Genomic DNA, 25,770 nt, shown 5'->3' with positions numbered 1-25,770 from the left:
CGACGACCCCGCTGTCGCACTCAACTGCGCTGACTCACACTCGCGGCTCGACAGCCGCGGCGGCGTCCCACCCGCCACCCACGTCCAACCCGCCGTCAGATAGACGCCTTGTTCAGCAGGCTCCTAGAGCGCGACGCGGCACGGCACCAGACAAGGAATAGGCGGAGGCGGGACAGGGTTGGGATGATCGTCGACCCGCGCGAAGGGAAACTGTACATGATCCGCATCACCGTGCTCGGAGGAACCGGCTACGCCGGCGGCGCCGTCGTTCGCGAGGCTGCTCGCCGGGGCCATCAGGTCCTCTCCGTCAGCCGCACCGCCCCCGCCGACCCGCTCCCGGGCGTGACATACCTGACGGGCTCCGTGCTGGAGCCCGGAGTCCTGCGTCAGGCGTTCACCGACGCCGACGTCATGTTCGAGGCGCTCTCCCCGCGCGGGGACATGGCCGGCAAGGTGGAAGGCGTCTTCGACCAGGTGCTCGCCCTCGCCCGGGAGTACGGAACGAGGCTCGGCATTCTCGGCGGGGCCTCCTCGCTGCTCGTCTCGCCGGACGGGCCCCGCCTCATCGACGCCGACCCGGTGCCCGACGAGGTCCGCCCCGAGGCCGACCTCGGCATCCACAAGCTCGAGGTGCTGAAGGCGGCCGGCGACGACCTGGACTGGTTCTACCTCAGCCCGCCGGCCGAGTTCGGCGCCTGGGTTCCCAGCACCGAGACCGGCGAGTACCGCACGAGCGACGACGTCCTGCTCCGCAGCCCCGATGGCAGCTCGCAGATCTCGGCGGCCGACCTGGCCCTGGCGGTCCTCGACGAGATCGAGCAGCCCAGGCACCACCGGCGCCGCTTCCACGCCGCCCACTGACCCGGCACTCCCACGGCACCACCTGCGTGACGCCGCACTCGCGCTGGGGACGCTTGACATCTGGGTCAACCACGCCGTCACCGCGGGCGCGGACGGGCCCACGTCGTCCACCCCGATCGAGGACTTCAGCATCCTCCCCAGGCGCGCCCGTAGCCACCAGATCCTCCAAGATCGTAGGCTCGCATCACGGACGCCGTGTCCCCGCGCGCATCCCCCGACCCATCACTTGTGACGAGCTCCTGGAGGTCTGACCGTGGCCGACAACGTCATCCCGTTCCCTGGCGCGGAGGCCGAACCCGACGACGCACCTCCGTTCAGCCAGGCCGACATCCAGGCCATCACCGAGCAATTGATCGACGAACTCGGCAGCCCCGAGGCAGTCCTCCAAGCTCTGGGGGCGTTCGGGGGCTTCGAGCCTTTCGGCGGTCGGGGTCCATTCGACCTCATGTCACCTCGGCCGAAGCCCAAGCTGCTGCGCAAGCGCAGCAAGCGGGCCACCTACGTCGTCCGCCTCGACCTCGATGACGCCAAGCCGCCGATCTGGCGCCGCCTCCGCCTGCGCAGCGACGTCACACTCGGTCACCTGCACGGCATCATTCAGGTCGCCATGGGTTGGACAAACTCCCACCTGCACCAGTTCAAGATGGGGCCCTCCACCAAGGACTTCATGATGATGCCGTTCCTCACCGCCTACGACCTCAGCGAGGGCGAAACTGACGGCATTCCGGAGAACGACGTGCGCCTCGACCAGGTTCTCGGCGAACCCGGGCACCGCCTCTTCTACGAGTACGACTTCGGCGACAGTTGGCACCACACGATCAAGCTCGAGAGAGTTGAGCCATGGGTCGACGGCCAGCCCGACGCCTCCTGCGTCACCGGACGCCGCGCCTGCCCGCCCGAAGACGTCGGTGGCGTCCCTGGCTATGAGGACGCCCTCGCCGGCCTGCGTGGTGAGCCCTCCGACAACCCCGAGTGGACGCGTGAGCTGTTGGCCTGGCTGCCACCCCGCTACGACCCGGAGCACTTCGACGTCGCCGAGGTCAACGAACAACTCGAGCAAGGACTCTTCAACCCCGACGCGTGGCACCCCGGGATCGTCCAACTGCTCGCTCAGGGCGGCGCCCAACTGAGCCCGATCGCCGCGCTCGTCAGCAGGGCTACCCGCGTACGCGTCGAGCTGACCGACGCCGAACTGGACGCCGCCACCCACCGTTACCGCCACCTCCTCACCCTGATTGGCGACGGGCTCAAGCTCACCCAGGCGGGATACCTGCCGCCGGCCCTGGTCAAGCTGCTCGCCGACGATCTCGAACTCATCGACTCCACGTGGCCCTTCCCAGCTAGCACCGAGGTCAACACGACCCCCGTCCTGTCACTACGGGAATCCGCGGTCAGCCTCGGCCTGCTCCGCAAGCAGCACGGCAAGCTGCTGCCCACGGCGTCCGCGAAACGCATGGTCGACGACCCGCGCAAGCTGTTCGCGCACATCAGAGGTCGACTGCCGCTGGGCCGTCACGAATCCGATCGGGACGCCGGCCTGCTGGCTCTGCTGTTCACCGCCGCCGGCCAGGAGTTCTACGCCGCACGGCACGAGGCCGCCGGAGTGTACGGCTCCCTCGGCTGGACGTCCCCGGTCTCCTTGGAGCGCGCTCTCTGGCATCATGCCCAGGACTCTCTGTGCGTCCTCTCGCATCTGGCCCCGGGAGCCAGGGACGCCACCCGCATTGCCGGAGCCTTACTGGCCCGGTGACAGGCACCCGATCGGCGAGCAAGTGCGCGGCACGGTAACAGCAAGGCGCCGACGCGCGTCAGGTGGTCGGCGTAGCGCGGGCACGCCTCCCCGGGCCGCAGCTCAGCCCAGTCGCTCGGTCGGGGACGCGTCCCAGACGTAGATGAGCGCGTCCAGGCCTCCGCCGTCACCAGTGGACGCTCGTCGAGGCGGGCAGTTCGTTGTCGACCCGGACGGCCATGACGTCACCGGCCGTCGCCCGCAGCAGGGTCGCCCCGGCGTCGTCGTAGCCCCACGTCCGCGCGGTCACGCCGCCCAGGTCGAGGGTGACCGGACGCGGCCGCAGGGACGCCTCGACGACGCGGCGGCCGGACGGCGGCGTGAGCACCGGCGTGGGGTAGCTCCGCGGCGTCCCCCCGTGGCCGGAGGACGACGCCGGGGCGCACCCGGGAAGGAGGCTCGCACCCGCGAGCCCCAGCCCGCCGAGCACCAGACGGCGACGCGACAGCACCATGCCACCCAGCGTGCGTCGCGTTCGCCGAGAACCTGCCGGTTTGTTCTTGAGAACTCGTGGAGATTCGTCGGCAGCCCTTGCCTGATACCCCTGGGGGGTATAAATAGGACGCATGACGCCCGCACGAACCCACACCGACGCCAGCCGTCACGAGGCTCACCACGAGGGTCAACAAGCCCCCCGCGTCGCCGTCTGCCTCGGCGGACGACCACCAGGTCCACGCCCACGGCGAGCACGCCGGACACAGCACGGCCATGTTCCGGGACCGCTTCTGGTGGTCGCTGGCGCTGAGCGTGCCGGTCGTGGTGTTCAGCCCGATGGTGGCGCACCTGCTGGGGTACCCCCTGCCGCACTTCCCCGGTTCGACCTGGATCCCCCCGGTGCTCGGCACGGTGATCTTCGTCTACGGCGGGACGCCCTTCCTGCGCGGCGGCCTCAGGGAGCTCCGCGAGCGGGCACCGGGCATGATGCTGCTGATCTCCCTGGCGATCATGGTCACGTTCCTCGCGTCGTGGGCCACGACTCTGGGCCTGGGCGGGTTCGAGCTCGACTTCTGGTGGGAGCTGGCGCTGCTGGTCACCATCATGCTGCTGGGCCACTGGCTCGAGATGCGGGCCCTCGGCGCGGCGTCCTCGGCGCTGGACGCGCTCGCGGCGCTGCTGCCCGACGAGGCCGAGAAGGTCGTGGGCGACGGGACGACCACCGTGCCGCTGGCCGAGCTCGCGGTGGATGACGTCGTCCTCGTCCGGGCGGGCGCCCGCGTCCCCGCCGACGGCACCATCACCCAGGGCCGCGCCGAGTTCGACGAGTCGATGATCACCGGCGAGTCGCGCGCCGTGCCGCGCGGCGAGGGCGACCGGGTCGTGGCGGGCACCGTGGCGACCGACACCGCGGTGCGCGTGCGCATCGAGGCGGTCGGCGAGGACACCGCGCTGGCCGGCATCCAGCGCATGGTCGCGGACGCGCAGTCCTCGTCGTCGAAGGCCCAGGCCCTGGCCGACCGGGCCGCGGCGCTGCTGTTCTGGTTCGCGCTCGCCGCAGGCATCACGACCGCCATCGTCTGGACGCTGCTCGGACGCCCCGACGAGGCCGTGGTGCGCACCGTGACCGTGCTCGTCATCGCCTGCCCCCACGCCCTCGGCCTGGCGATCCCCCTCGTCATCGCCCTGTCGACGGAGCGGGCCGCCCGCGCGGGCGTCCTCATCAAGGACCGGCGCGCACTCGAACGCATGCGCTCCATCGACGTGGTCCTGTTCGACAAGACCGGCACGCTCACCGCGGGCGCCCACACCGTGACCGACGTCGCGACCGTGCCCGGCACCGGCGAGGACGACCTCCTCGCCACCGCCGCCGCGGCCGAGTCCGACAGCGAGCACCCGGTCGCCCGGGCGATCGTCGCTGCCGCCGCCGCGCACCCCGGGGCCACCGGGCGCCGGCCGCGCGCCACCGGGTTCACGGCAGCCGCCGGACGCGGCGTCCGCGCCGTCGTCGAGGGGGCCGAGGTGCTGGTGGGCGGACCCACACTGCTGCGCGAGCGCGGCCTGGAACCGCCCGCCGACCTCGCGCGCCGGACCGACGCGTGGGCGCGTCGCGGCGCCGGCGTCCTGCACGTCGTCCGCGACGGCGTCGTCATCGGCGCGTTCGCGCTCGAGGACGCGGTGCGCCCCGAGTCACGCGACGCCGTGGCCGCGCTCCAGCGTCGCGGGGTCAGGGTGGCCATGGTGACGGGCGACGCCACGCAGGTGGCCGAGGCCGTGGCGTCCGACCTCGGGATCGACGAGGTGTTCGCCGAGGTCCTGCCGCAGGACAAGGACACCAAGGTGGCCGAACTGCAGGCGCGCGGGCTGACCGTCGCGATGGTGGGCGACGGCGTCAACGACGCCCCCGCCCTCGCGCGCGCCGAGGTCGGGATCGCGATCGGCGCGGGCACCGACGTGGCGATGGAGTCGGCCGGCGTGGTGCTGGCCGGGAGCGACCCGCGGGCCGTGCTGTCGATGATCGACCTGTCGAGGGCCAGCTACCGCAAGATGATCCAGAACCTGGTCTGGGCCGCGGGGTACAACGTCGTGGCCGTGCCGCTGGCGGCGGGCGTGCTCGCCCCGGTCGGCGTCGTCCTGTCGCCCGCGGTCGGGGCGGTGCTGATGTCGCTGTCCACCGTGATCGTGGCGCTGAACGCCCAACTGCTGCGCCGCCTCGACCTCACGCCGGACGCGGTCGACTACAGCAGCGCCCGGATGTCGTCCTCGATGGCGGCCGGCTCGACGGTGGGGGCGTAGCGCCGCACGACCCGGCCCTCGCGGTCGACGAGGAACTTGGTGAAGTTCCACTTGATCGCCCCGCCGAGCAGACCCCCCGCCTCGTCGCGCAGCCAGCGGTAGAGCGGGTGGGCGGTGCGCCCGTTGACGTCGATCCGGGCGAACATGGGGAAGCTGACGCCGTAGTTCACCTGGCAGAACTCGGCGATCTGGTCGGCGTCGTCGTACTCCTGCTTCGCGAACTGGTCGCTCGGGAACCCCAGGACGACGAGGCCCGCATCCCGGTGGGTCTGGTAGAGCGTCTCGAGCCCGCCGAACTGGGGGGCGAACCCGCACTTGGACGCGGTGTTGACCACGAGCGCGACCTGGCCGCGGTAATCGGCCAGGGGCCGCTCGCGGCCGTCGAGCGTCGTCGCGGTGAAGTCGTACAGGGTCGGCATGCGGGCTCCTCGGGGTTTCTGCGCGATAGTTCACTCATGCAACGACTTTTCCCCGCCGCTTCTTCCGCACCGGCTCCGGAGCCCCGCACCCCCGGACGCCTCGCCCGGACGCTGGGGCGGCTCACGCTGGGCGGCTTCCTGCTGGCCGCCGGGACGGGCCACCTCACGACCCTGCGCCAGGAGTTCCAGGCGCAGGTGCCGCCCTGGGTCCCGCTGGACCCCGACCTGGTCGTCGTCGCGTCCGGCGTCGTCGAGCTGGGCCTCGGCGCGGCGCTCGTCCTCGCGCCCCGGCCGCTGCGGCCCGCGGTCGGCTGGACGACGGCCGCGTTCTTCGTGGCGATCCTCCCCGGCAACATCTCCCAGTACGTGACGGGCACGGACGCCTTCGGGCTGACCTCCGACACCTCACGCCTCGTCCGGCTGTTCTTCCAGCCCGTGCTGGTGGCGTGGGCCCTGTGGTCCACGGGCGCCTGGCGCGCGTGGCGAGCTCAGCGCAGCGCGTCCAGGTAGGACGCCACCGCCTCGACGATGTCGGCCTCCGCGGCGGCGCGGGCGACCGTGGGCAGCCCGTCGCCCGCCTGGGGACCGTAGCGGCCGAAGAAGCTGTGGACCGCCCCCGGGATGACGACGAGTTCGCTCCCGCGCGGGAGCCGGTCCAGGCCCTCGCGCACGGCGTCCGGGTCGGCGACGCCGTCGTGCTCGGCCAGCAGGGACACCGCGGGGAAGGACGCCTCGGCGAGCGACACGTCGTTCGGCGGGTACGCGGCGAGCAGCACGAGCCCGGCCACGGCGTCCGGGTGCTTCGCGGCGTAGCCGGCCGCCATGGCGCCGCCGAGGGAGTGCCCGCCGAGCACCACCGGGCGGCCGCCGGCGTAGTGCGCGATCAGCCCGTCGGCGCGGTCGGTGTCGATGACGGCGAGGTCGAGGGCGAACTCGGGGATGACCGTGTGCACCCCACGGGACGCCAGCGCGCGGCCCAGCCACTCGTAGGCCTGGGGTCGCACGAGCCCGCCGGGGTAGAAGACGAGGAGCTGGCGCGCGTCCCGACCCTCGGGGCGGATCGAGAGGACGCGCCCGCCGACGTCGTCGACGGTGACGACCGCGGCCCGGCTGGGGGCGTCCGACACGGCGTCCTGCCCGGCGACGAGCGCCGGGCGCAGCACGTAGGGCTGCGCGATCCCGATGCCGTAGCCGAGCAGGCCGACCAGGAGCAGGAGCAGGGCGCGACGCATGGAGGTCAGGCTACGGGGGCGACGAGGTCAGTCGCCGAAGGGCGGCTCGATGCCCCAGAGGGCGCAGCCGTTGCGGTTGGGGCCCGTGCCGGGCGGGCAGGGGGGCGCGGTCGTGACGGTGCCGCGGGCGGCGCTGTCGACCGTGCGGTACACGATGCGGTCGCCCACGAGGGTGCCGCAGTACCGGCCGTCGGGATCGAACACCTTCCCGCCCTGCAGGCGCCCGAGGTAGCGTCCGGAGCGCGAGTGGAGGTCGTAGCCCGACCGTTGCAACAGCCGACCGCTTCTGGTGTACAGATCATCCATACTCCATTGACTCACGTCCGGCGGCGTGGGCCTAACGGGAGGTCGCACAACGGACGGCGGCGGACCCCGCCTCGACGTGGGCGGTCTCGTGCCACGATTGCCTCGGAGCCCGCGTGAGGGCGTCCAGGGGGGCGGTCAGCAGTGGCTGGGTCGTGGGCGCCGGCGCCGCGCGGAGGGCCATCAACGAGGCGCACGCCGGTCGCGTGGCTCGTCGCGGCCGTGGCCGTCGTCGCCCTGCTGGCCCTCGGGGCGCTGGGGGCGTTACCCCACCTCACGCCGGACGCCCCCGGGCCCGCCCCCACGAGCCCGGTGGACCGGCTCGACGCCACCGTGGACCTCGGCGACAGCCACACGTGCCAGGTCGGCCCCGGGGGCGGCGTCCGCTGCTGGGGGGACAACTCGTCGGCGCAGCTGGGGATCGGGATCCGGAGCAGGGGCAGCACGACCCCCGTCGACGTGCTCGGGCTCGACGTTCCCATGGTGGCGGTGGCCGCGGGCGGCGCCCACACCTGCGCCCTGGCCGAGGCGGGCGACGTGTGGTGCTGGGGGGAGAACGACGCGGGCCAGCTGGGCGACGGTTCCCGGTGGCCGAGCGGCCTCCCGGTGGCGGTTCGGGGGCTGCACGACGCCGTCGGCCTGTCGGCGGGGGCGTCCCACACGTGCGCGGTCACCCGCGCCGGCGCCGTGCGGTGCTGGGGTGCGGACGGCGAGGGTCAGCTGGGCGCCGGGCGCGTCCTGCCGACGGAGTCAGAACCGCCCTCCAGCCCGACCCCCGTCGACGTCGTGGGGCTGCCGGAGCCCGTCGCGTCCGTCTCCGCGGGGGCGTACCACACGTGCGCCGTCACGGTGGGGGGCTCGGTCTGGTGCTGGGGCGACAACGGGGTGGGCCAACTGGGCGACGGGGCGACCCTCAGCCTCGAGGCGTCCCCTCCCGCACCCCGCGTCCCCGTGCAGGCGGTCGGCGTGGCCCAGGTCACCGACGTCGCCGCGGGGCTCACCCACACCTGCGCCCTGACCGCGTCCGGCGAGGTGTCGTGCTGGGGCGCGAACGACGAGGGCCAACTCGGCGACGGGACGCCCACGCTCCCCCTCGAGGAGGACGGACGCCGCCCCCGCGGCCCGTCCGGACGCAGCACGGCCGGAGCCGTGGTGGGGCTGCCGCCGGGCGTCCGGGCCCTCTCGGCCGCGAACAGGACGTGTGCGGTCACCGCGGAGGGGGCGGTCCTGTGCTGGGGGCCCGCAGAGCCCGGGGTGCGATCGGAGGAGACCGCGGCGGACGACGGCGCCGCGGCGTCCAGCAGCACCCCGGTGGAGGTGGTCGCCCCGTCGGCGGGTGCGGCGGCGGTGTCGATCGGCTTCTCGCACGGCTGCGTCGAGTCGGACGCGGCGTCGCTGCGCTGCTGGGGGGAGAACAACGGCGGGCAACTGGGCGACGGGACGACGCTGCGGCGTCCGAGCCCGGCGGCCGTGGTCGCGCCGCGACCCGGCCGGACGACGGCGAGACCGGTGACGATCAACGTGATCATGGTCGACTCCGACCTCGACGTGACGCGCGGGATCGAGCCCGCGGAGCAGGAGGCGGCCGCCGAGCAGGCCCGTCGCCTCGGCGCCGGCGACCCGGCCGCGCTGCGGGCCATCGCGGAGGGTTTCCGCAGCGCCACCGCCGGTGCCCTCGACCCGACGGTCCAGGTGGTGACGGCGGCGGCCCCGCTCCGCTCTGATGACCGCCGGTGCGTCAACCTCGGCTACAACACCATCGAGAGGACGGCGCGGCCGCACCGCGTCGCGGGCGCGCTCAACGTGGTCGTCGCCCGCGCGCTGATCTGTGACAGCGAGCCCGGCCAGTCGGTGGGCGGCTACGACCTGCCCGAGGAGATGCCGGTGGCCGGCTGGGTCATGCTGGGCAAGCCGTACGGCCTGCTCCACACGATGATCCACGAGTACGGCCACGACCTGGGGCTCGTGCACGCCGGCTCGTACTCCTGCGACGACCCGGCGCGCCGGCGGGGGTGCACGATCGACGAGGTGGGCGACCCGGCGTCCGTCATGTCGTACACGCACACCTCGGACGCCTTCACCGACGCCGAACTGCACCAGCTGGGTTTCCTCACCGATGCCTCCGTCGGCATCGCGAGCGGGACGGGGAGCCGCGAGTACCGGGTCGGCACCACGTCGACGGCGCTGTCGGCGATCCTGCTGGACGACGGGCGGGACCTCCGCGACCGCGGTTCGTCGGTCGACTCGGACCGGGTCTACGTCTCGGGCGAACCGGGACGGCTGGAGGTTCGCGACTACTCCGGTGACGACGTGCCGAGCGTGAACCACGACTGGACGGAGGCGTCCATTGGGGCACGGACGTTCCTCGAGCCCGAGCCGGGCACCCGCCTCTACCGACGCGGCGGGGTGGAGATCGTGTTCGTCGGTCCCGGTGACGAGGGCAGCGCCGTCCTCCGCGTCACGCGGTGACGCCCGGGTGCGGTGCCCCCGGCCGTCCGGATGCGACGATGGGGTCGTGACTCCCCCGTTCGACGTCGCGGTGGTGGGCCTCGGCCCCGCCGGCCGCTCGTTGGCGTCCCGCTGCGTGGCCCACGGGCTGTCGGTGCTCGCGCTCGACCCGCGCCCCGACGCGGTGTGGGCGCCGACGTACGGCATCTGGGGCGATGAGCTGGGTGGCCTCCCCGAGGCGGTGGTGCGCGCGCGGGTGCCCGGGCCGGAGCTCCGCGTCCACGGCAACTATCCCCTGGCCCGGGACTACCTCGTGCTCGACAACGCCGCGCTCCGGACCGCCCTGCCGCTCGAGGGCGTCCAGGTGCGCCGCGCCCGGCTGTCGGACGCCGACGTGGCCGCCCTGCGCGCCGAGGCGCGCGTGGTGGTGGACGCCCGGGGCGCCCGCCCGGACGGCCTCGTGCCGGACGACCCTGCGCCGGCGCAGACCGCCTACGGGATCGTCGTGCCGGCGGACGCGGCGGCGCCGGCGCTGCAGGATGCGAGCGCCCTGCTCATGGACTGGCGCACCGACTGGGCGGGCGCCGCCGGCCCCGGCGGGACGCCGACGTTCCTCTACGCCATCCCGGTGGGCCCGGACGCGGTGCTGCTCGAGGAGACGTGCCTGGCCGCGGCGCCGGGGCTCCCGATCGCGGAACTGCGGACCCGGCTGCGGCGTCGGCTGCTCGCGCGGGGCGTCGAGGCGTCCGTGCTCGACCGGCCCCTCGACCGGGAGGTCGTGCGCATCCCCATGCGGGGCCGCGGACGGCGTCCGGTGCCGGGGACGCTGGCGATCGGCACGGCCGGCCGCGGGGGCAACCTCGTCACGGGCTACTCGGTGGCCCACTCCCTGGCCCGGGCGGACGCCCTGGCGCAGGCGTTCACGACGGGGGCCGTGCCGCGGGTCGCCGACCCGGTGAGCCCCGCCGACCCCCTGCGCGAGATGGGCCTGCGCGCGCTGCTGCGCCTCGACGTCCCCGGCACGCTGGCGCTGTTCGACGCCTTCGGACGCCTCCCCGCACCGGCGCAGCGCAACTTCATGTCGCGCGACTCGGACGCCGTCGGCCTCGCCGGCGCCATGTGGGGGATGTTCGCCCGGATGCCGCCGGCCGGCAAACGGAAGCTGATCGTCGCGACGCTGGGGCCGTCGGTCACGCGCCGTGGGGCGCCGGCGATCCGGCCCGTCTGACCCCCGGCACGCCTCAGCCGAGCACCGCGGAGCGCTGCACCTCGAGCCCCTCGCCCGACCAGGAGCACCCGGCCAGGTCGCGCACGACGAGGGGGGCGCCGCCACCCAGCGCCCGCTCGCTGACCCCCAGCACCGCGGCCCCCGCGGCGACGCCGGCCGCGAGGCCTGCGTGGCTGTCCTCGAGCACGAGGCACTCGGCGATGGGGACGCCGAGGGCGCGCGCGGCCGTCAGGTACCCCGTGGGGTCGGGCTTCCCCGCGGGGACGTCGTCGGCGGTCACCCAGACCTCCGGTGCGGGCAGCCCCGCCGCCACGAACCGGGCCGACGCCAGGGCCAGGGTGCCGGAGGTGACCACGGCCCAGAAGCCGGCGGGCAGGCTGGCCAGGAGGTCGGCGGCGCCCGGGCAGGCGGTGACGCCGCCGGCGTCCTCGATCTCGGAACGGTCAATGTCGGCGTTCGCCTCGGCCTGGTGCTCGGGTGCGATCAGGAGCGGCACCGTGTCGGCGGAGCGCCGCCCGTGGATCCTGGCGAGCACGTCGTCGGGGTCGAGGCCCCACCGTCGCGCCCAGCGCGTCCACGAGGCCTCGACGATCGCGTCGGAGTCGACGAGGACGCCGTCGGCGTCGAAGAGCAGGGCGCGGCAGGGCACGTGGTGGGTCATGGGGCCATCATCCCAGTCAGGACGCCCGGGCCAGGACCTCGTCGACGGTCGGGTCGGGGAGCGCGACCGTCACCTGGGTGCCCCACGGATCGTTCACGACGACGGAGCGGCCGTCGTCGGCGAAGGGGATCTGCCGCAGGCCCAGGCGGGCGCGCAGCGCGTCCAGGTCGGCGGGCCCGGGGACCCGCACGGCGACGTCGCCGAGCCCGAGGCCGGCGGCGCGCGGGCCGGCGCCCTTGGAGTTCCACACGTTCATCGCGATGTGGTGGTGGTAGCCGCCCGCGGACGCGAAGAGGGCGCCCGGGTAGGAGGTGAGGGTGGCCTCGAAGCCCAGCGCGTCCACGTAGAAGTCCCGTGCGGTGGCGAGGTTCCCGACCTGCAGGTGCACGTGTCCCACCGTGCCGGTGAGGCTGGACGCCGCGTCCACGGCCTTCTGGGTGAGGTGGCGCTTCAGGTAGGCGCGGGGGTCGAGGTAGTCCGTCGTCATGAGGATCTGGCCGCCGCGCCGCTGCCAGAGGCTCCGGTCGCGGTCGGTGTACAGCTCGACGCCGTTGCCCTCGGGATCGCTGAAGTAGAACGCCTCGCTCACAAGGTGGTCGGCCGCGCCGGCGAAATGGCCGCCCGGCTCCTGCAGGGCGCGGTGCACGGTCGCGGCGAGGCTCGCGGCGTCCTCGAACAGGAAGGCGGTGTGGAACAGGCCCGGCTGGCGCGGGTCGACCCCGGGCAGGCCCGGGGTGTGGACCAGCTTCAGCAGCGGCGTCCCCGCCCGGCCCAGGACGCGGTGCACCTCGCGGCCACTGCTCCGTTCCGCCAGCGGCTCGAGCGCGAAGGCCCGCGCGTAGTAGCCCGACATGGTCTCGAGGTCGCCGACGCGAAGGGTCACCGGACCCATCGAGGTGGCGGCGTTCAGCACCCGCTCAGGGGTCGGGGCGCCGGGGGCGGGGGTGGCCCGCGGAAAGGGCGGGGCGATGTCGGTCACGGGACTCTCCTCGGGTCGCGGCCGGCGGGTACGGCGTGCCTCCATCGTACCAGATAGTTGTATATTCAACTACTTCTGCGGCGCTGCGGCCGGCCCGAGACCCGGGAGGTCGCCACGAACGACGTGAATCCGACACTCGTCAAGGGGACATCTGGCATCGACCCTTGTCAGGAGCAACCGCCTGACGGCGGGATCCCGACGAGTGTCGGATCCACGTCGTTCGGGCGCCCTACCATGGGAGACGAGCCCGTCCTGGGAGGTGCGTCATGGTCCAGGTCCTCGTCCACACGATCGCCGTCGACTCCAACGGCCAGCCGGTGGTGATCCTCAAACCCGTCGGCGAGGAGCCCGGGCAGGGGGTCCTCCTGCCGATCTGGGTCGGCCCGCTCGAGGCCACGGCGATCCTCATCGGCCTCGACGTGGCCGACGCGCCCCCGCGCCCCATGCCCTACGACCTCATGGCCACGCTCGCGGAGGCCGCCGGGACACGGAGCCTCCTCGATCCGCGGCGGAGCCTTCGCGGCGACGGGGCCCCTCGTGCCCCACGCAGCGACCCTGTACGTCGGCGCTCCTGCGGGTGGAGAATCAGGCATGAACCGCAGGGCTCTGCTGGGGGCGGTCGCCGCCCTCAGCGTGCCGCTCCTCGGCGCGTCGCTCACCACCACGGCCTGGGCAGCGCCCAGGGTCAAGCCCCCGGCGAAGCCCAGCTATGTGGCCCTCGGCGACAGCTACGCCGCCGGGGTGGGGGCCGGGAGCTACCTCAGCGACGGCACCACGTGTCGCCGGTCGCTCAAGGGCTATCCGGGGCTCATCGCCTCGGCAGGCGGGTACGCACTCAACTTCCAGGCGTGCTCGGGCGCCACCGTCGCCGACGTGGGGGGCAAGCAGCTCGGGGCCCTGGGCGCGACGACCTCAATGGTCACCATCACGGTCGGCGGCAACGACATCGGGTTCGCCGACACGCTGTCGACCTGCCTCGGCACCAACACGAACGCCTGCCTCGCCGCGATCAATGAAGCGGACGGGGAGATCGACAGCGTGCTGCCGGACCGGCTCTCGGCCCTGTTCGGCCAGGTCAGGACCAGGGTGGGTGCCGGTACGAAGGTCGTCGTCACCGCCTACCCACGGCTGTTCAACGGCAGGGACTGCAGTCTGCTGACGAGCTTCACAGCCGACGAGATGACCAGGCTCAACCTCGGCGCGGACCACCTGGCCGCCACCATCAAGGTCGCCGCCACCGCGGCCGGCTTCGCGTACGCCGACGTGCCGCCGGCGTTCCTCGGACACGCCGTGTGCGACGGCAGCCCGTGGATCCGGAACGCGCAACTGAGCAACTCGTTCGAGTCGTTCCACGCCAACGCCAGCGGATACCTCTACGGCTACCGGCCCGTCGTCGCCGGCGCGCTGAACGCCACGGCCACGCCGGGCGCGACCATGACCGTCACCACGGGCGGCAAGACCTCCAGCGACACCAATCGCGGGACCGTCAAGGTCAGGGGCTGAGTCGCGTCGCGTCGCGCAGGCGGGCGTCCGGACAGCGGGAGCCCCCCGTGTCTTCCAGTCGTGCGCTGCCGCCGGGTCAGGCGAGCTCGGGCCCGGACTCAGAACCGGCTGAACCCGTGACCGGTCGCTGGCCCGGCCGGGGGCGGCGTCGTTCAGTCCTGCTCCACCGCGCCGGATTCCTTGTCGATCCGCAGGGCCGCGTGGGCACCGCGGATGTGCTGCTCGGTGAGGTCGGCCGCCTCGTCGTCGCGGCGCGCCGCCACGGCGTCCAGGATCCCGACGTGTTCCCGGACGAGCCGCTGTCGCAACAGCTCCCAGTCGGGCAGGACCCGCTGCGCGTCGCGGATGATGGGCGCCACGGCCTGCCGGATGGCCACGGTGAGGTCGCTGATGAGCCGGTTCTCCCCCAGGCTCGCCAGGGCCACGTGGAAGTCGGTGTCGAGGACGCTGAACTCCTCGGACCCGGTGACCGAGCTCATCCGCCGGGCGAGTTCGCGGGCGGGCTCGAGCGCCTCGGGGGTCGCCATCCGAGCCGCGGCCGCGACGGCGGCCCGCTCCAGGACGACGCGGGTGTCGGTCAGTTCGCCGAAGTCGGCCGACCCCAGCGCCAGGTGCAGGCGCAACATGCGGCCGAAGGCGTGGCCGGCCGTCGTGGAGATGCGGGTGCCGTGGGCGGGACCGGCGGCCGTGGTGATGGTCCCCTGGGCCTGCAGCACCTTGATCGCCTCGCGGACGGCGCTGCGACTCACCCGGAGGTCCGCCGCGAGCTGGCGCTCCGTCGGCAGCCGGCTGCCCGACGGGAACGTGCGGTCGAGGATGGCGTCCGTGAGGTGGGTCATCACCACCTCGAACCCGCCCGTCGGCACCTCGCCCCGGGGTGGCGTGAGAGCGGCAGTGTCGCTGGCCATGGGCCCAAGGATGCCACGCGGACTCCTTGACGCCGACCCGCTGCCCGCATTATGGTCTGACCAAAGAAACATTGGTCAGACCAAACGGTCCCATCGGCAGAGCAACGGAGTCTCCATGGTCCTCCTCCAGGCCTTCACCCCCGACACCGACCCCCTCGGCGCCCAGTGGCTCTCCGCCCTCGTGGCGGCGCTCCCCATCGTGGCCATGCTGGTGACCCTCGGGGTCCTGCGGTGGAAGGCCCACCTCGCCGGCGGCTTCTCGTGGGTCATCGCCCTGCTGGTCGCCGTCACCGCGTTCGGCATGCCGATCACGATGGCCCTCAGCACCAGCGCGCACGGCTTCCTCTACGGCCTGTTCCCCATCGTCTGGATCCTCCTGACCGCGATCTGGATGTACGACATCACCGTGGTCTCGGGACGCTTCGACGACCTGAGGCGGGCGTTCTTCCTGCTGAGCGACGACCCGCGCGTCCTCGCGTTGCTGATCGCCTTCTGCTTCGGCGGCCTGCTCGAGTCGCTGGCCGGGTTCGGCGCTCCGGTGGCGATCACGTCGGCGATGCTGCTGGCCATCGGGTTCAGCCCGATCCGCGCCGCCATGACCGCGCTGCTGGCCAACACCGTGCCGGTCGCCTTCGGCGCCGTCGGGCTGCCGGTCATCATGGCCGCCAAGGTCGGCGAGCTCGACGTGATGCCCGTCTCGATCGTGTCCGGACGCATGACGGCGATCCTCTGCCTGGTCGTCCCCTTCCTGCTGCTGGCCGTCATGGACGGCAAGCGGGGCGTCAAGGAGGTCTGGCCGTTCGGCCTGGTCGTCGCGGCCACGTTCGCCGCCATGAAGTGGATCGTCTCGGCGAGCCCGCTGTTCAACCTCACCGAGGCCGTCGCCGCCATCGTCAGCGTCGCGGTCGCGATCGTCTTCCTGAAGTTCTGGAAGCCCCGAGGCGGCGAAACCGCCGTGGCGCGCGTCGCGACCCCGATCGACGCCGAACTCGAGAAGCACCTGCCGACGCCCGCCACCCCCTCGGACGCCGACGCCGCGCCGCTCACCACGAACCGCATCCTCATGGCCCTCGTGCCCTACGCCCTGGTCATCGTCGTGTTCGGCATCGCCGCGCTGCCGCAGGTCAAGGCGGCCCTGGTGTCGACCGACATCAGGTTCGCCTGGCCTCTGCTCGGCGAGATGATGAACGTGGCCGGGGAGAATGCGTCCCACCAGACGTTCACGTTCGCGTGGGCGTCCACCCCCGGCATCCTGCTGGCCTTCGTCGCGATCGTCGTGGGCCTCATCTACCGGCTCAGCCTCGGCACGATCGTCGCCACCCTGCTCAAGAACGCGAAGAAGCTGCGGTATTCGGCGCTCACCATCGGCTCGGTCGTCGCGCTCGCGTACGTCATGGGCGACTCGGGCCAGACGCTGGCGCTGGGTCTGTTCATCGCGATGACCGGCGCTCTCTACCCGTTCTTCGCCCCGATCCTGGGCTGGATCGGCACCTACGTCACCGGCTCGGACACGTCCGCCAACATCCTGTTCTCCGGCCTGCAGTCCGGCGTCGGCCAGGAGATCGGCGGGAACGGTGCCCACCTCGACGTCGAGCAGATGCGCACGCTGCTCGTCGGTGGCGGCGGCATCGGTGGCGTCGTCGGCAAGATGATCTCGCCGCAGTCGCTGTCGGTCGCCTCCACCTCCATCGCACTGCCGGGGTCGGAGTCCGCGATCCTGCGCCGCATGATCCCCTGGAGCCTCGTCCTGCTCGTCCTGCTCTGCATCCTCTCCGGCCTGATGTCGACCCCGGTCCTCAGCTGGCTGCTCCCGTGAATGTCCACCCACCGCGAAGGAGTCTTCGATGACCGCCCCTGTCAATCCCGTCGCTGAGACCGGCCTCCCCGGTCTCGGCACGAAGGTGGCCATCTTCGCCACCTGCATCAACGACACGATGATGCCCGGCGCCCCGGCCGCCACCGTGAAGCTCCTCGAGCGCCTCGGCTGCACGGTGGAGTTCCCCCGGAGCCAGACGTGCTGCGGCCAGATCCTCACCAACACCGGCTACTTCGACGAGGCCCTCGTGACCGTCAAGTCGTACGTCAAGGCGTTCGGCGAGTACGACTACATCGTCGGTCCGTCCGGCTCCTGCGTCGCGTCGGTGCGCCACCAGCACCCGATGCTGGCCCAGCACGCGAAGGACGCCGGGCTCGAGCGGGAGTCCACTGCCGTGGTCGCACGCAGCTACGAGCTGACCGAGTTCCTCGTGGACGTGCTGGGGGTGACCGACGTCGGTGCGTACTTCCCCCACCGCGCCACCTACCACCCGACCTGCCACTCCACCAGGTTCGCCAAGGTGGGTGACCGGCCGTACCGTCTGCTCGGGGCCGTCCGCGGCCTGGAGCTCGTCCCCCTCCCCCACGCCGACGAGTGCTGCGGCTTCGGCGGCACGTTCTCGCTGAAGAACCCCGACGTGTCGATCGCGATGGCCAACGACAAGGCGCGCCACGTGCGCGCCACGGAGGCCGAGTACCTCATCGCGGCCGACAACGCCTGCCTGCTCAACATCGGCGGGGTCCTGCACCGCCAGCTGTCGGGCATCAAGACCGTGCACCTGGCCGAAGTCCTGGCCTCGACCGACAAGGATCTCGCATGAGCACCTCCGCACCGCGCCGCACTCCCGCGCCCCCCGAGGGCGGCTGGGAGGGCCTGCCCGTCTTCACCGAGGCCGTCAAGGTCGAACTGCAACTGACCCAGCAGCGCAAGAACCTGCGTCACGCTACCGGCACGATCCGCGACAAGCGGGCCGACCGGGCGGCCGAGGTGCCCAACTGGGAGGAGCTGCGTACCGCCGCCGCCCAGATCAAGGACCGCGTCGGACGCCACCTCGACACCTACCTCGAGCAGGCCGAGCGCACCATGACCGAGGCCGGCGTCACCGTCCACTGGGCCCGCGACGCCGCGGACGCCAACCGGATCGTCACCGGGATCGCCCGCGCCAAGGGCGTCGACGAGGTCGTCAAGATCAAGTCGATGGTGACCCAGGAGATCGACCTCAACGAGCACCTGGAGTCCGAGGGCATCGCCGCGTGGGAGACCGACCTGGCCGAGCTGATCGTCCAGCTGGGCCACGACCTGCCGAGCCACATCCTCGTGCCGGCGATCCACCGCAACCGTTCCGAGGTGCGCGAGATCTTCGTCGAGGAGATGGGACGCTACGGCCGTCCCGCCCCCCAGGGCATCTCCGACGACCCGCCGGAGCTCGCCGCAGCCGCCCGCGCCCACCTGCGCGAAAAGTTCCTGCGGGCGAAGATGGCCGTCTCGGGCGGCAACTTCATCGTCGCCGAGACCGGCACGCTGGTCATCGTGGAGTCCGAGGGCAACGGCCGCATGTGCCTCACCCTGCCGGAGACGCTGGTGTCGATCGTCGGCATCGAGAAGATCCTGCCGACGATCGAGGACCTCGAGGTCTTCCTCAAGCTGCTCCCCAGGTCGTCCACGGGCGAGCGGATGAACCCCTACACCTCCCTGTGGACCGGCGTCACCCCCGGCGACGGTCCCCAGGACCTCCACGTCATCCTGCTCGACAACGGCCGCAGCCGGGTCCTCGCCGACCCGCTCGGACGCGCTGCGCTGCGGTGCATCCGGTGCTCGGCCTGTCTCAACATCTGCCCGGTGTACGAACGCGTCGGTGGGCACGCCTACGGCTCGCCCTACCCGGGCCCGATCGGGGCGATCCTCAACCCGCAGCTCCACGGGGTCAGCGACCCCAAGGACCAGGCCCTGCCGTTCGCGTCCACGCTGTGCGGGGCGTGCAACGAGGTCTGCCCGGTGCGCATCCCGTTCACCGACATCCTCGTGCACCTGCGCCACCAGGTCGTCGAGTACAAGACCGGCAAGCACCCGACGGTGGAGCAGGGAGTGATGAAGACCGTGGCCTGGGTCATGGCCGACGGCAAGAACCTGGAGAAGGCCCAGCTGGCCACGCGCGCCGCGGGCAAGGTCCTCGACGGCCGCGTCCTCGGCCCCATGCCGGTGCCGCTCGTCGGACGCTGGCTGCGGGCCCGCGACGTCGACGCGCCCCCGGTCGAGACGTTCCGGCAGTGGTGGAAGCAGCACGAGGCCCAGAAGCACGCAGCACAGAAGAAGGAGGCCTGACCATGAGCGCACGTGACGAGATCCTGCGGCGCGTCCGCGAGGCGACCCGCGACGTCACCGAGTCCGATCCGGCGGTCGACGTCCCCGTCGAGTGGACCTACGGGCAGCCGCTCGCCACGGCCGACGTCCTGGCCGATTTCGTCGAGAAGGTCGAGGACTACCGCGCCACCATCGTGCGGGTGCCGGACGCCGGCGTCCCGCAGGCGGTCGCGGACGCCCTCGTCACCCTGGGCGCGACGAGCGTGGTCCTGCCGGGTGGCGTCCCCGCGGCGTGGGCGCGGGCCGTGGCGGACGCGGGCCTGGCGATCCTGGCGGACGACCCCCCGCTGGACCACGCGACGCTGAACACCGTGGACGCCGTCGTCACGGCGGCGGCGGTGGGCATGGCCGACTCCGGCACCATCGCGCTCGACCACGCCGAGGACCAGGGCCGTCGCGTCCTCAGCCTCCTGCCCGACATCCACGTGTGCGTCGTGCGGGCCGACCAGGTCGTGAGCGACGTCCCCGAGGGCGTCGCCCGGCTCGCGCCGGCGCTGCGCGCACGGCGTCCGGTCACGTGGCTGAGCGGCGGCTCGGCGACCAGCGACATCGAGCTGAGCCGCGTCGAGGGCGTCCACGGCCCCCGGCAGCTGTGGGTCGTGCTGGCCGAGGGCTGAGCGGGTCGGGATGCGTGGGGCACTCTCGCGTGTCCGTCGCGCCACCTGATTCGTACTGTCGTTCGGACAATGTCGGAGGGTGCCTCTAGCGTGGGGGGCATGGAGGACGCGGGGGGCCGGCGGCCCGGGCAGGCGCGGGAGGCGCGGGGGCTGGTGGACGCCCTCTGCTCCCCGGCGGCCCAGGAGCACGCGGCCCAGGTCCGCCAGGTGCAGCTCATCGCGGAGCTCTGTGGCTCCTACGCCACCCTCGGGGCGTCCCGCCCGGCCCTGCCCGGCCACGAGCGGCTCGTGCGAGCGGGCGGCGCCGGCACCCCGTAGGTCGCGGAACATCTCGCCACCGAGCTCGCGCCCAAGCTGCGGCCCTGTGGACCTCACCCCTGGGCTACCGCTACCGCGTCGACCCCGACGGCAGCCACAAACACTCCCTGCTCGACGTCAGCCACAGCGCCGTCCGGATGGACCTCGTCTGGCCGGGCGCCGCCTGACCCCGGCCGCCCCCGGCTCAGCGCGTCAACGCTGCCAGCACCACCTCGAGGATCGGCGCGGCCGCCAGCAGGAGGACGGCCAGGATGACCGCCACGACCACGACGGGCGTGAAGCCGGCGAGGAGCCTCGGCGTCGCCGGACGCCGCGGCGGCCCGCGAGAGCCGCTCGGCCAGCGGCAGGTCGTAGAGCCGGACCGCCGCCGTCGCCGCCCGCAGGAACAGGGACGGATCGGGCGGCAGGTCGGACTCCAGCGTCAGCACGGCCCGTGGGATCGGGTCGGGGGCGTCCGCCAGCGTGCCCGCCACGAGGCCGCGCAGCCGTCGGGCCCGGAGCCGCCCCATGGCGGCGCGACGGATCTCGCCGTAGAGCGGGTGGGCCAGGCGCGCCACCAGCCCCGCCCCGGCGGACTCGACGCGCACCAGCCCGCGGGCCTCGGCTGCCTCGACGGCGTCCGGCGCGCTGAGCGCGACCAGCGTCCCGACCGCCAGCGGCTCGCCCAGCGCGACCAGGTCCACGACATCCCGGACGCCCGGGTCCAGCGCCCCCATCTGGTCGCGCACCAGCGCGGCCAACTCCGGGGTGAGGACGGGTTCGGCGACCCAGCGCCACGTTCCCGAGGACGCCTTGAAGCGGCCGGCGTCCACCTCCCCGGCGAGGAGGTGCCGCAGGAACAGCGGGCTGCCGCCGGTGAGCGTCCACAGCCGGTGCGCGGACGCGGCCTCGACGCGCCCGCCGAGCACCTGGGCGACCAGCGCGGCGGCGTCGTCCCGGCCGAGCGGTTCCAGGTCGAGGCGCGGCAGGTGCTCGTCCTTCCACAACGCGGTGACGAGGTCGGGGGCGTCCTCGCCGGTGCGGATCGTGACCACCGCGGGCGCGAGCCCGCGCGTCACCATTCGGTGCACGACGATCGCGGACAGCTCGTCCAGGAGGTGCGCGTCGTCGACGACGAGCAGGACCGGACCGGACGCGTCGAGCGCCCTGAGCGTCCGGCCGACGGCGTCGGCGGCGGTCCCGGACGCGCCCGACCGCCCGGCCTCCATCCCGGCGAACGCCCCCAGCGGGAGCGCCCGGGCGGCGGCGCTGCCCTGGACCCACACGACGCGACGTCCGGGCGGCAGTCGCCGCGGCGCCACGGCCTCGCGGACGAGCCTGGTCTTGCCCACGCCCGCCCCACCGGCCAGCACCACCCCGACCGACCCCCGCCGCAGTGCCGCCAGGACGGCCCGGAACTCGGCGCCACGGCCGGTCAGGGGCCATGGGCTCGGGACGATCCCGGGCATGGCGCCTCCTGAGCCGACCTACGAGGTCACGTTGTGGTAGACCCGCACCTCGGCCTGTCGCACGCGCGACATGCTGCAGGAGACGAGCTCCCCGGGCACCGGGACGCCGTCGAACGACGCCTCGGCCGTGCACCCCCGCTCCCCGCCCCGGGTCCCCTCCAGCCACATGACGTGGCGGTCGGTCCAGTGGGCCCGCTCATCGATGCGCGTCGTGGCGCCCCTCCCCGTGAAGGTCACCGCGACGTCGAGCGTGCCGTCGGTCTGCGTGTCGGCCGGGACGTCGACGACCTGGACCGGCACCGTCGCGGACGCCCTGGTGGCGGTGAGCTGCGGGTCGACGAGCACGGTGGCCTGCGTCGCCCGTCCGAAGCGCTCGGACAGCGGCAGGCAGGTGTGCGATCGGACGTCGGCTGGTGGGTGGTCTTCCTCGAACGCGTCGTGGTCAGCGTGGTCATGTCATCTCCTTGGTGATCGTTGGACGCTGGTGTCGTCCTTCACCCTCCAGAAGTGACCGCGAAGGCCCTCCACGGACACCCCGCGCGAAATCCGTACAGCCCCACCATCGAGGCTTTTGTGGGCAGGATAGGGATGATTCATTCCCAGGAGGCACCGTGACAGCTCATGCAGGCAACGACGCCGAGAAGCAGCGGATCTACACGCTCGCGTCCCAATGGTTCATGGAGACCCTTCCCGAGGGTGGATCCATCCTGACTCCGGGGAAGCGAATCTGGACCCTCGAGAACCTCGAGGAACTGGACGAGAAGTTCGTCCAACGGCCCGACCTGAGGGCGGGTCTCACCTTCCTGCAGAAGCTGCAGGAGCAACTTAGCGACGCATCTCCCGACGCCGTCCAGCTCATGGCTGAGCTCCACGTCGCCTTCTTCTGGTGGATCTGGGAGGGCGCCATCTCCGGGAAGAAGAAGATCTCCGACATCAACGCGATCCTGTCCTGGCACCCCGACCGGCCAGCTCTGCCTGCTGAAGTGGCGGCATCCATGAGCCCAGGCTTCGCGCACCCCGGCCAGTGGGCCAACACGCGCCGCGACGTGCAGCTCGCAACGCTGATCACGCTCACCTCGGCCTTGCTGCGGGAAACACGCGAGAAGATCGCGGAGCTGCAGAACGACCCGCTGGCACTGCGAGACTTCTGGGCGGCGTCACCGACACCGTCGGGAGATGCCGCCCGGTGGGGTCTGCTGCATGAGCTCTACCCGGACGTGTTCGAGTCGACGGTCTCTCCAACGCACAAGCGACTGATCATCGAGCGCTTCGCCCAAGAGGGCGACGACACCTCAGACGCGGACCGCGCACTCATGGCCATCCGGCGACGACTCTCGGGGGCCTGGGGTGAGGGGTACAGCTACTACGACGCCAGCAGCGACCCGCTGCACTGGCTGTGGGCTGCGCCTCAGAAACAGTGGAACGCGTTCCTCTCCTGGGCGCGCCGACTGTGGGAGACCACCGAGTTGGACTTCGACCGGCATGAGCGAAGCCACAAGCTCGAGGTCGCCGGGAAGCTCAGCGAAGCCCGCAGGGCAGCCACGGACAGTCCGGATTGGCCTGATCTGGTCAGAGCCGGGCTCAACCACAAGAGCAACAACCTCACCAGCACCTTCAACCGCCTGCCCCTCAACGACTGGGTCCGGGAGAATCCCGCCGACGGCGCTCACGCGCTGCACACACTCTGGGACGATGCGCGTCCCGAGAATGTCGCCCCCGCTGTCGATGCCTTCGGGCGGCTGATCGCACCGTCGGGACGAACGACGCCGGGCGCGGTCCTGAGCCTCGCATCGACCCTCCTCCTTGCCAAGGATGAGAAGCAGTTCCCCCCGGTCACCATCGAAACCGCACGTGCCATGTGGCGATTGGCCGGGTGGGGAGCGGCGCCGCCGGACTCGACCCCGGGCCACCTGCTCCACCGCGCGTACCTGCTGTTCGACGAGGTCCTGCGCGACGCTCCAACTTGGGAGAATCCTCCCCGCGACCGGCTCGACGTCCAGGGGCTGCTGTGGACACTCGTCCGCCTCGGAGAGAAGCCGGACACGTGGTCCGAAGCCGAGTGGGACGACCTGCTCGCTTTCCGGGGAGCGGTGCCGTTCGAAGAGGGCGACGAGCCTCTTGAAGAAGAGATCCCGACCACGGAGGTGGACTACCTCGGCGACGCCGCCACGCAATTGAGCCTCGATCGGTCCTTCCTCGAGGAGATCGCGGCCCTCCTGGACGACAAGGGACAGGTTGTCTTCTACGGGCCGCCCGGCACGGGCAAGACCTTCGTCGCGAAGCGCTTGGCCACGGCACTGGCCGAAGGCGAAGCCGATCGGACAACGATCGTCCAGTTCCACCCGGCCAGCACCTACGAGGACTTCTTCGAGGGGCTCCGACCCACTCTCGCCAGCGGTCAGGTGCATTACGAGCTTCGCCCGGGACCCCTGGCCAGGATCGCGGAGGCAGCCAGCGCCGATCCGGATCACACCTACGTCCTGGTGATCGACGAGCTCAATCGGGCGAACGTGCCCAAGGTGATGGGTGAACTGCTGTTCCTGCTGGAGTACCGGGACGCGAAGGTCGCAACTCTGTACCGACCTGAGGGCTTCCAGCTGCCACGAAACCTGCTTTTCATCGCGACCATGAACACGGCCGACAGGTCGGTGGCCCTGGTGGATGCCGCCCTGCGTCGACGCTTCCACTTCATCCCCTTCTTCCCGCACCTCGGCACGATGAAGGGGCTCCTGCGCCGCTGGCTTCACCGCTACGGCCGCGCTACCGCCGTCGCCGATCTGCTGGACGCGGTGAATGCTGAGCTGCGAACCGAGGTCGGCGACCACTTGGCGATCGGGCCAAGCCACTTCATGAAGGAGGACCTGTCCGAAGAGGCTTTGGAGCGCATCTGGACCTACAACATCCACCCGACGCTGGAGGAGTTGTTGTGGGGACGCACCGAAGAGCTGGCACGGTGGAGTTGGCCTGCGGTACGCGCCCGCTACCAATCCCAGCTGAATCTTGGCGCCGCGCCTCAGGACGGGGAACCAGCGGGTGAGTCACCTCACGCCAACACGGAAAGCGGCGTGAGCGTAGCCGACGGAGAACGGCCCTGAACGGACCGACATGACCGTCGAACCCGTCACCATCCACGTTCCCGAGTACCGTTCGGTGGACGTGTCGCTGACGGATGCCCAAGCTCGCCAGCTTCAGCTGGGGAGTGGATCTCGCCTGTCTATCACTCCCGCGCGCTCAGGCTTCCGACTCACAGCGTCCTCCCACGTGGGGTCGATCAGCATCCCCGGATTGGTCGTGCACGTCATCCCCAAGGTGCCGGTGGAGAACGTTCTTTGCCTCATGACGTGGAGCACCCGGCGTCTCTCCTTCCTCGACCCCTCACTGGGCCATGCCTCGGCGTCCCTCACCGAAGCAGTGGCCGCGTGGTACGCGCGAATGCTGGAGCGGACGCTGGTGCTCGGCCCCGATCGCGCCTATGTGGAGCAGGCAGAGCGGCTGGACGCCCTCCGTGGACGCGTCGATCTCCCGGCGCTCGCTCACTCGGGTGGTTTACCCACGCCTCTTCCCTGCCGGTTCGACGAGTGGACTGTCGACACTCGTCTCAACCGGCTCGTCACCTCGGCCGCCCACGCGTTGGCCCGCCAGCCAGGGGTGCCGTTCCACACTGCGATGGACCTGCGGCGCCTCATGCGCATGATCCCGGGAGTCGGAGCGCTGCGGCCGGATGACCTCACAGCCACCGCACCGCTCACCAACCGCCTGAACGACCACTACGCAGACACCGCCCAGCTGGCCATCCTCATCCTGAGGTCGTCCGGCTTCGGACACGGGGCCGGCTCGACGGTGACGTCCTCCTTCATGGTCGACATGAACATAGTGTTCGAAGACTTCGTCTCAGCGCGGGTCGCCGCCCTGCTGACCGACGGCCGCCGCCTCACATGCCAGCAACCCGTGCCCCTGGACGAAGAACGCTTCGTAGTCACAGCGCCTGATCTGATCGTCACCGATCATCGGGGGCACACGGACCCGAGTTCCGCAGTTGGTGGGCATTCGGGCGGGTCTGAGCGAGCATCGATGCTTGTCAACGCGATTCGGTGGTTCCGGAACGGCTGAAAACGGTGGGCACACGAATTGTCGTGTCGGGCTTGTGTC

At 72.0% G+C, this 25,770-nt stretch carries 23 protein-coding genes and 1 pseudogene; 15 read left to right on the top strand and 9 right to left on the bottom strand.

The window, feature by feature from the left end; genetic code table 11:
• Positions 1-216 precede the first annotated feature (216 nt).
• Together H5397_RS15425 and H5397_RS15420 are read left to right on the top strand one after the other, a co-directional pair.
• On the top strand, positions 217-861 hold the full coding sequence (locus tag H5397_RS15425; RefSeq protein WP_182818508.1) for an NAD(P)-dependent oxidoreductase: 645 nt from the start codon (positions 217-219) through the stop codon (positions 859-861).
• A gap of 253 nt (positions 862-1,114) precedes the next feature.
• Entirely contained in the window at positions 1,115-2,611 is a 1,497-nt protein-coding gene (locus tag H5397_RS15420) for a plasmid pRiA4b ORF-3 family protein (RefSeq protein WP_182818506.1), read from the top strand.
• A 166-nt stretch (positions 2,612-2,777) separates the two neighbouring features.
• Here the strand turns inward: H5397_RS15420 and H5397_RS15415 are convergent, their stop codons facing one another.
• Positions 2,778-3,104: a hypothetical protein gene (locus tag H5397_RS15415; protein WP_182818505.1), complete on the bottom strand. Its 327-nt coding sequence runs from the start codon at positions 3,102-3,104 to the stop codon at positions 2,778-2,780.
• A gap of 254 nt (positions 3,105-3,358) precedes the next feature.
• Between H5397_RS15415 and H5397_RS15410 the strand changes: the two genes are divergently transcribed.
• On the top strand, positions 3,359-5,380 hold the full coding sequence (locus tag H5397_RS15410) for a copper-translocating P-type ATPase (protein WP_182818503.1): 2,022 nt from the start codon (positions 3,359-3,361) through the stop codon (positions 5,378-5,380).
• Here H5397_RS15410 and H5397_RS15405 read toward each other — a convergent pair.
• Positions 5,323-5,799, bottom strand: coding sequence for a glutathione peroxidase (locus H5397_RS15405; protein WP_182818502.1), 477 nt, complete (start codon positions 5,797-5,799; stop codon positions 5,323-5,325). The two genes, H5397_RS15410 and H5397_RS15405, sit on opposite strands and share 58 nt — an antisense overlap.
• 36 nt (positions 5,800-5,835) lie before the next feature.
• Here H5397_RS15405 and H5397_RS15400 point away from each other — a divergent pair, with 36 nt between their 5' ends.
• Positions 5,836-6,309, top strand: a complete 474-nt coding sequence (locus tag H5397_RS15400) for a DoxX family membrane protein (RefSeq protein WP_220492338.1) — start codon at positions 5,836-5,838, stop codon at positions 6,307-6,309.
• Here H5397_RS15400 and H5397_RS15395 read toward each other — a convergent pair.
• Together H5397_RS15395 and H5397_RS15390 are read right to left on the bottom strand one after the other, a co-directional pair.
• On the bottom strand, positions 6,288-7,031 hold the full coding sequence (locus H5397_RS15395) for an alpha/beta fold hydrolase (RefSeq protein ID WP_182818500.1): 744 nt from the start codon (positions 7,029-7,031) through the stop codon (positions 6,288-6,290). The genes H5397_RS15400 and H5397_RS15395 overlap by 22 nt on opposite strands.
• 27 nt (positions 7,032-7,058) lie before the next feature.
• On the bottom strand, positions 7,059-7,337 hold the full coding sequence (locus H5397_RS15390; protein WP_182818499.1) for a hypothetical protein: 279 nt from the start codon (positions 7,335-7,337) through the stop codon (positions 7,059-7,061).
• Between the two features lie 219 nt (positions 7,338-7,556).
• Between H5397_RS15390 and H5397_RS18960 the strand changes: the two genes are divergently transcribed.
• Positions 7,557-9,803: a hypothetical protein gene (locus H5397_RS18960; protein ID WP_182818497.1), complete on the top strand. Its 2,247-nt coding sequence runs from the start codon at positions 7,557-7,559 to the stop codon at positions 9,801-9,803.
• Positions 9,804-9,849: 46 nt separating this feature from the next.
• A complete protein-coding gene (locus H5397_RS15380; protein WP_182818495.1) occupies positions 9,850-11,010 on the top strand; it encodes a lycopene cyclase family protein in 1,161 nt (386 codons plus the stop codon).
• 13 nt (positions 11,011-11,023) lie between these two features.
• Here H5397_RS15380 and H5397_RS15375 read toward each other — a convergent pair whose 3' ends face one another.
• Together H5397_RS15375 and H5397_RS15370 are read right to left on the bottom strand one after the other, a co-directional pair.
• The gene (locus H5397_RS15375; protein ID WP_182818494.1) at positions 11,024-11,671 is read right to left on the bottom strand and encodes an HAD-IA family hydrolase; all 648 of its coding nucleotides are present in this window, start codon (positions 11,669-11,671) and stop codon (positions 11,024-11,026) included.
• Positions 11,672-11,687: 16 nt separating this feature from the next.
• Entirely contained in the window at positions 11,688-12,650 is a 963-nt protein-coding gene (locus tag H5397_RS15370; RefSeq protein WP_220492337.1) for a VOC family protein, read from the bottom strand.
• 266 nt (positions 12,651-12,916) lie between these two features.
• On the opposite strand from H5397_RS15370, the pseudogene H5397_RS19210 reads away from it, so the two are divergent.
• Positions 12,917-13,126: pseudogene (locus H5397_RS19210) on the top strand (bifunctional nuclease domain-containing protein); the annotation flags it as partial.
• A 115-nt stretch (positions 13,127-13,241) separates the two neighbouring features.
• The gene (locus tag H5397_RS15365; protein WP_255438975.1) at positions 13,242-14,153 is read left to right on the top strand and encodes an SGNH/GDSL hydrolase family protein; all 912 of its coding nucleotides are present in this window, start codon (positions 13,242-13,244) and stop codon (positions 14,151-14,153) included.
• Between the two features lie 152 nt (positions 14,154-14,305).
• Here the strand turns inward: H5397_RS15365 and H5397_RS15360 are convergent, their stop codons facing one another.
• Positions 14,306-15,061, bottom strand: coding sequence for a FadR/GntR family transcriptional regulator (locus H5397_RS15360; protein WP_182818489.1), 756 nt, complete (start codon positions 15,059-15,061; stop codon positions 14,306-14,308).
• A 115-nt stretch (positions 15,062-15,176) separates the two neighbouring features.
• Here H5397_RS15360 and H5397_RS15355 point away from each other — a divergent pair, with 115 nt between their 5' ends.
• The 5 genes from H5397_RS15355 (at position 15,177) to H5397_RS15335 (ending at position 20,173) form a co-directional block, all read left to right on the top strand.
• Positions 15,177-16,877, top strand: a complete 1,701-nt coding sequence (locus H5397_RS15355; protein ID WP_182818488.1) for an L-lactate permease — start codon at positions 15,177-15,179, stop codon at positions 16,875-16,877.
• A 28-nt stretch (positions 16,878-16,905) separates the two neighbouring features.
• The gene (locus tag H5397_RS15350) at positions 16,906-17,697 is read left to right on the top strand and encodes a (Fe-S)-binding protein (RefSeq protein ID WP_182818486.1); all 792 of its coding nucleotides are present in this window, start codon (positions 16,906-16,908) and stop codon (positions 17,695-17,697) included.
• Entirely contained in the window at positions 17,694-19,199 is a 1,506-nt protein-coding gene (locus H5397_RS15345; RefSeq protein ID WP_182818485.1) for a LutB/LldF family L-lactate oxidation iron-sulfur protein, read from the top strand. The genes H5397_RS15350 and H5397_RS15345 overlap by 4 nt, the downstream gene beginning before the upstream one ends.
• Positions 19,200-19,201: 2 nt before the next feature.
• The gene (locus H5397_RS15340) at positions 19,202-19,855 is read left to right on the top strand and encodes an LUD domain-containing protein (protein WP_182818484.1); all 654 of its coding nucleotides are present in this window, start codon (positions 19,202-19,204) and stop codon (positions 19,853-19,855) included.
• Between the two features lie 99 nt (positions 19,856-19,954).
• Entirely contained in the window at positions 19,955-20,173 is a 219-nt protein-coding gene (locus H5397_RS15335) for a hypothetical protein (protein ID WP_182818482.1), read from the top strand.
• Positions 20,174-20,226: 53 nt separating this feature from the next.
• Here the strand turns inward: H5397_RS15335 and H5397_RS15330 are convergent, their stop codons facing one another.
• A complete protein-coding gene (locus H5397_RS15330) occupies positions 20,227-21,621 on the bottom strand; it encodes an AAA family ATPase (RefSeq protein WP_182818481.1) in 1,395 nt (464 codons plus the stop codon).
• An 18-nt stretch (positions 21,622-21,639) separates the two neighbouring features.
• The gene (locus H5397_RS15325) at positions 21,640-21,966 is read right to left on the bottom strand and encodes a hypothetical protein (RefSeq protein WP_182818480.1); all 327 of its coding nucleotides are present in this window, start codon (positions 21,964-21,966) and stop codon (positions 21,640-21,642) included.
• A gap of 266 nt (positions 21,967-22,232) precedes the next feature.
• Between H5397_RS15325 and H5397_RS18955 the strand changes: the two genes are divergently transcribed.
• Both H5397_RS18955 and H5397_RS15315 read left to right on the top strand, forming a co-directional pair.
• Positions 22,233-24,716 (top strand): AAA family ATPase, encoded by a 2,484-nt coding sequence (locus tag H5397_RS18955; protein ID WP_182818478.1) that lies wholly within the window; start codon positions 22,233-22,235, stop codon positions 24,714-24,716.
• A gap of 10 nt (positions 24,717-24,726) precedes the next feature.
• The gene (locus H5397_RS15315; protein WP_182818477.1) at positions 24,727-25,731 is read left to right on the top strand and encodes an McrC family protein; all 1,005 of its coding nucleotides are present in this window, start codon (positions 24,727-24,729) and stop codon (positions 25,729-25,731) included.
• Positions 25,732-25,770: the final 39 nt, after the last annotated feature.

The organism is Propioniciclava sp. MC1683, assembly GCF_014164675.1.
Lineage (GTDB): Bacteria > Actinomycetota > Actinomycetes > Propionibacteriales > Propionibacteriaceae > Propioniciclava.
The sequence above is the reverse complement of the archived record's forward strand: the minus strand, read 5'-3'. Positions and strand labels throughout refer to the sequence as shown.

Coding starts and splice junctions, on each gene's coding strand:
- H5397_RS15395 (WP_182818500.1), bottom strand. CDS start 7,031: ATGCGTCGCGCCCTGCTCCTGCTCCTGGTCGGCCTGCTCGGCTACGGC.
- H5397_RS15375 (WP_182818494.1), bottom strand. CDS start 11,671: ATGACCCACCACGTGCCCTGCCGCGCCCTGCTCTTCGACGCCGACGGC.
- H5397_RS15335 (WP_182818482.1), top strand. CDS start 19,955: ATGGAGGACGCGGGGGGCCGGCGGCCCGGGCAGGCGCGGGAGGCGCGG.
- H5397_RS15415 (WP_182818505.1), bottom strand. CDS start 3,104: ATGGTGCTGTCGCGTCGCCGTCTGGTGCTCGGCGGGCTGGGGCTCGCG.
- H5397_RS15365 (WP_255438975.1), top strand. CDS start 13,242: ATGAACCGCAGGGCTCTGCTGGGGGCGGTCGCCGCCCTCAGCGTGCCG.
- H5397_RS15360 (WP_182818489.1), bottom strand. CDS start 15,061: ATGGCCAGCGACACTGCCGCTCTCACGCCACCCCGGGGCGAGGTGCCG.
- H5397_RS15390 (WP_182818499.1), bottom strand. CDS start 7,337: ATGGATGATCTGTACACCAGAAGCGGTCGGCTGTTGCAACGGTCGGGC.
- H5397_RS15330 (WP_182818481.1), bottom strand. CDS start 21,621: ATGCCCGGGATCGTCCCGAGCCCATGGCCCCTGACCGGCCGTGGCGCC.
- H5397_RS15340 (WP_182818484.1), top strand. CDS start 19,202: ATGAGCGCACGTGACGAGATCCTGCGGCGCGTCCGCGAGGCGACCCGC.
- H5397_RS15345 (WP_182818485.1), top strand. CDS start 17,694: ATGAGCACCTCCGCACCGCGCCGCACTCCCGCGCCCCCCGAGGGCGGC.
- H5397_RS15355 (WP_182818488.1), top strand. CDS start 15,177: ATGGTCCTCCTCCAGGCCTTCACCCCCGACACCGACCCCCTCGGCGCC.
- H5397_RS15425 (WP_182818508.1), top strand. CDS start 217: ATGATCCGCATCACCGTGCTCGGAGGAACCGGCTACGCCGGCGGCGCC.
- H5397_RS15350 (WP_182818486.1), top strand. CDS start 16,906: ATGACCGCCCCTGTCAATCCCGTCGCTGAGACCGGCCTCCCCGGTCTC.
- H5397_RS15410 (WP_182818503.1), top strand. CDS start 3,359: ATGTTCCGGGACCGCTTCTGGTGGTCGCTGGCGCTGAGCGTGCCGGTC.
- H5397_RS15315 (WP_182818477.1), top strand. CDS start 24,727: ATGACCGTCGAACCCGTCACCATCCACGTTCCCGAGTACCGTTCGGTG.
- H5397_RS15400 (WP_220492338.1), top strand. CDS start 5,836: ATGCAACGACTTTTCCCCGCCGCTTCTTCCGCACCGGCTCCGGAGCCC.
- H5397_RS15405 (WP_182818502.1), bottom strand. CDS start 5,799: ATGCCGACCCTGTACGACTTCACCGCGACGACGCTCGACGGCCGCGAG.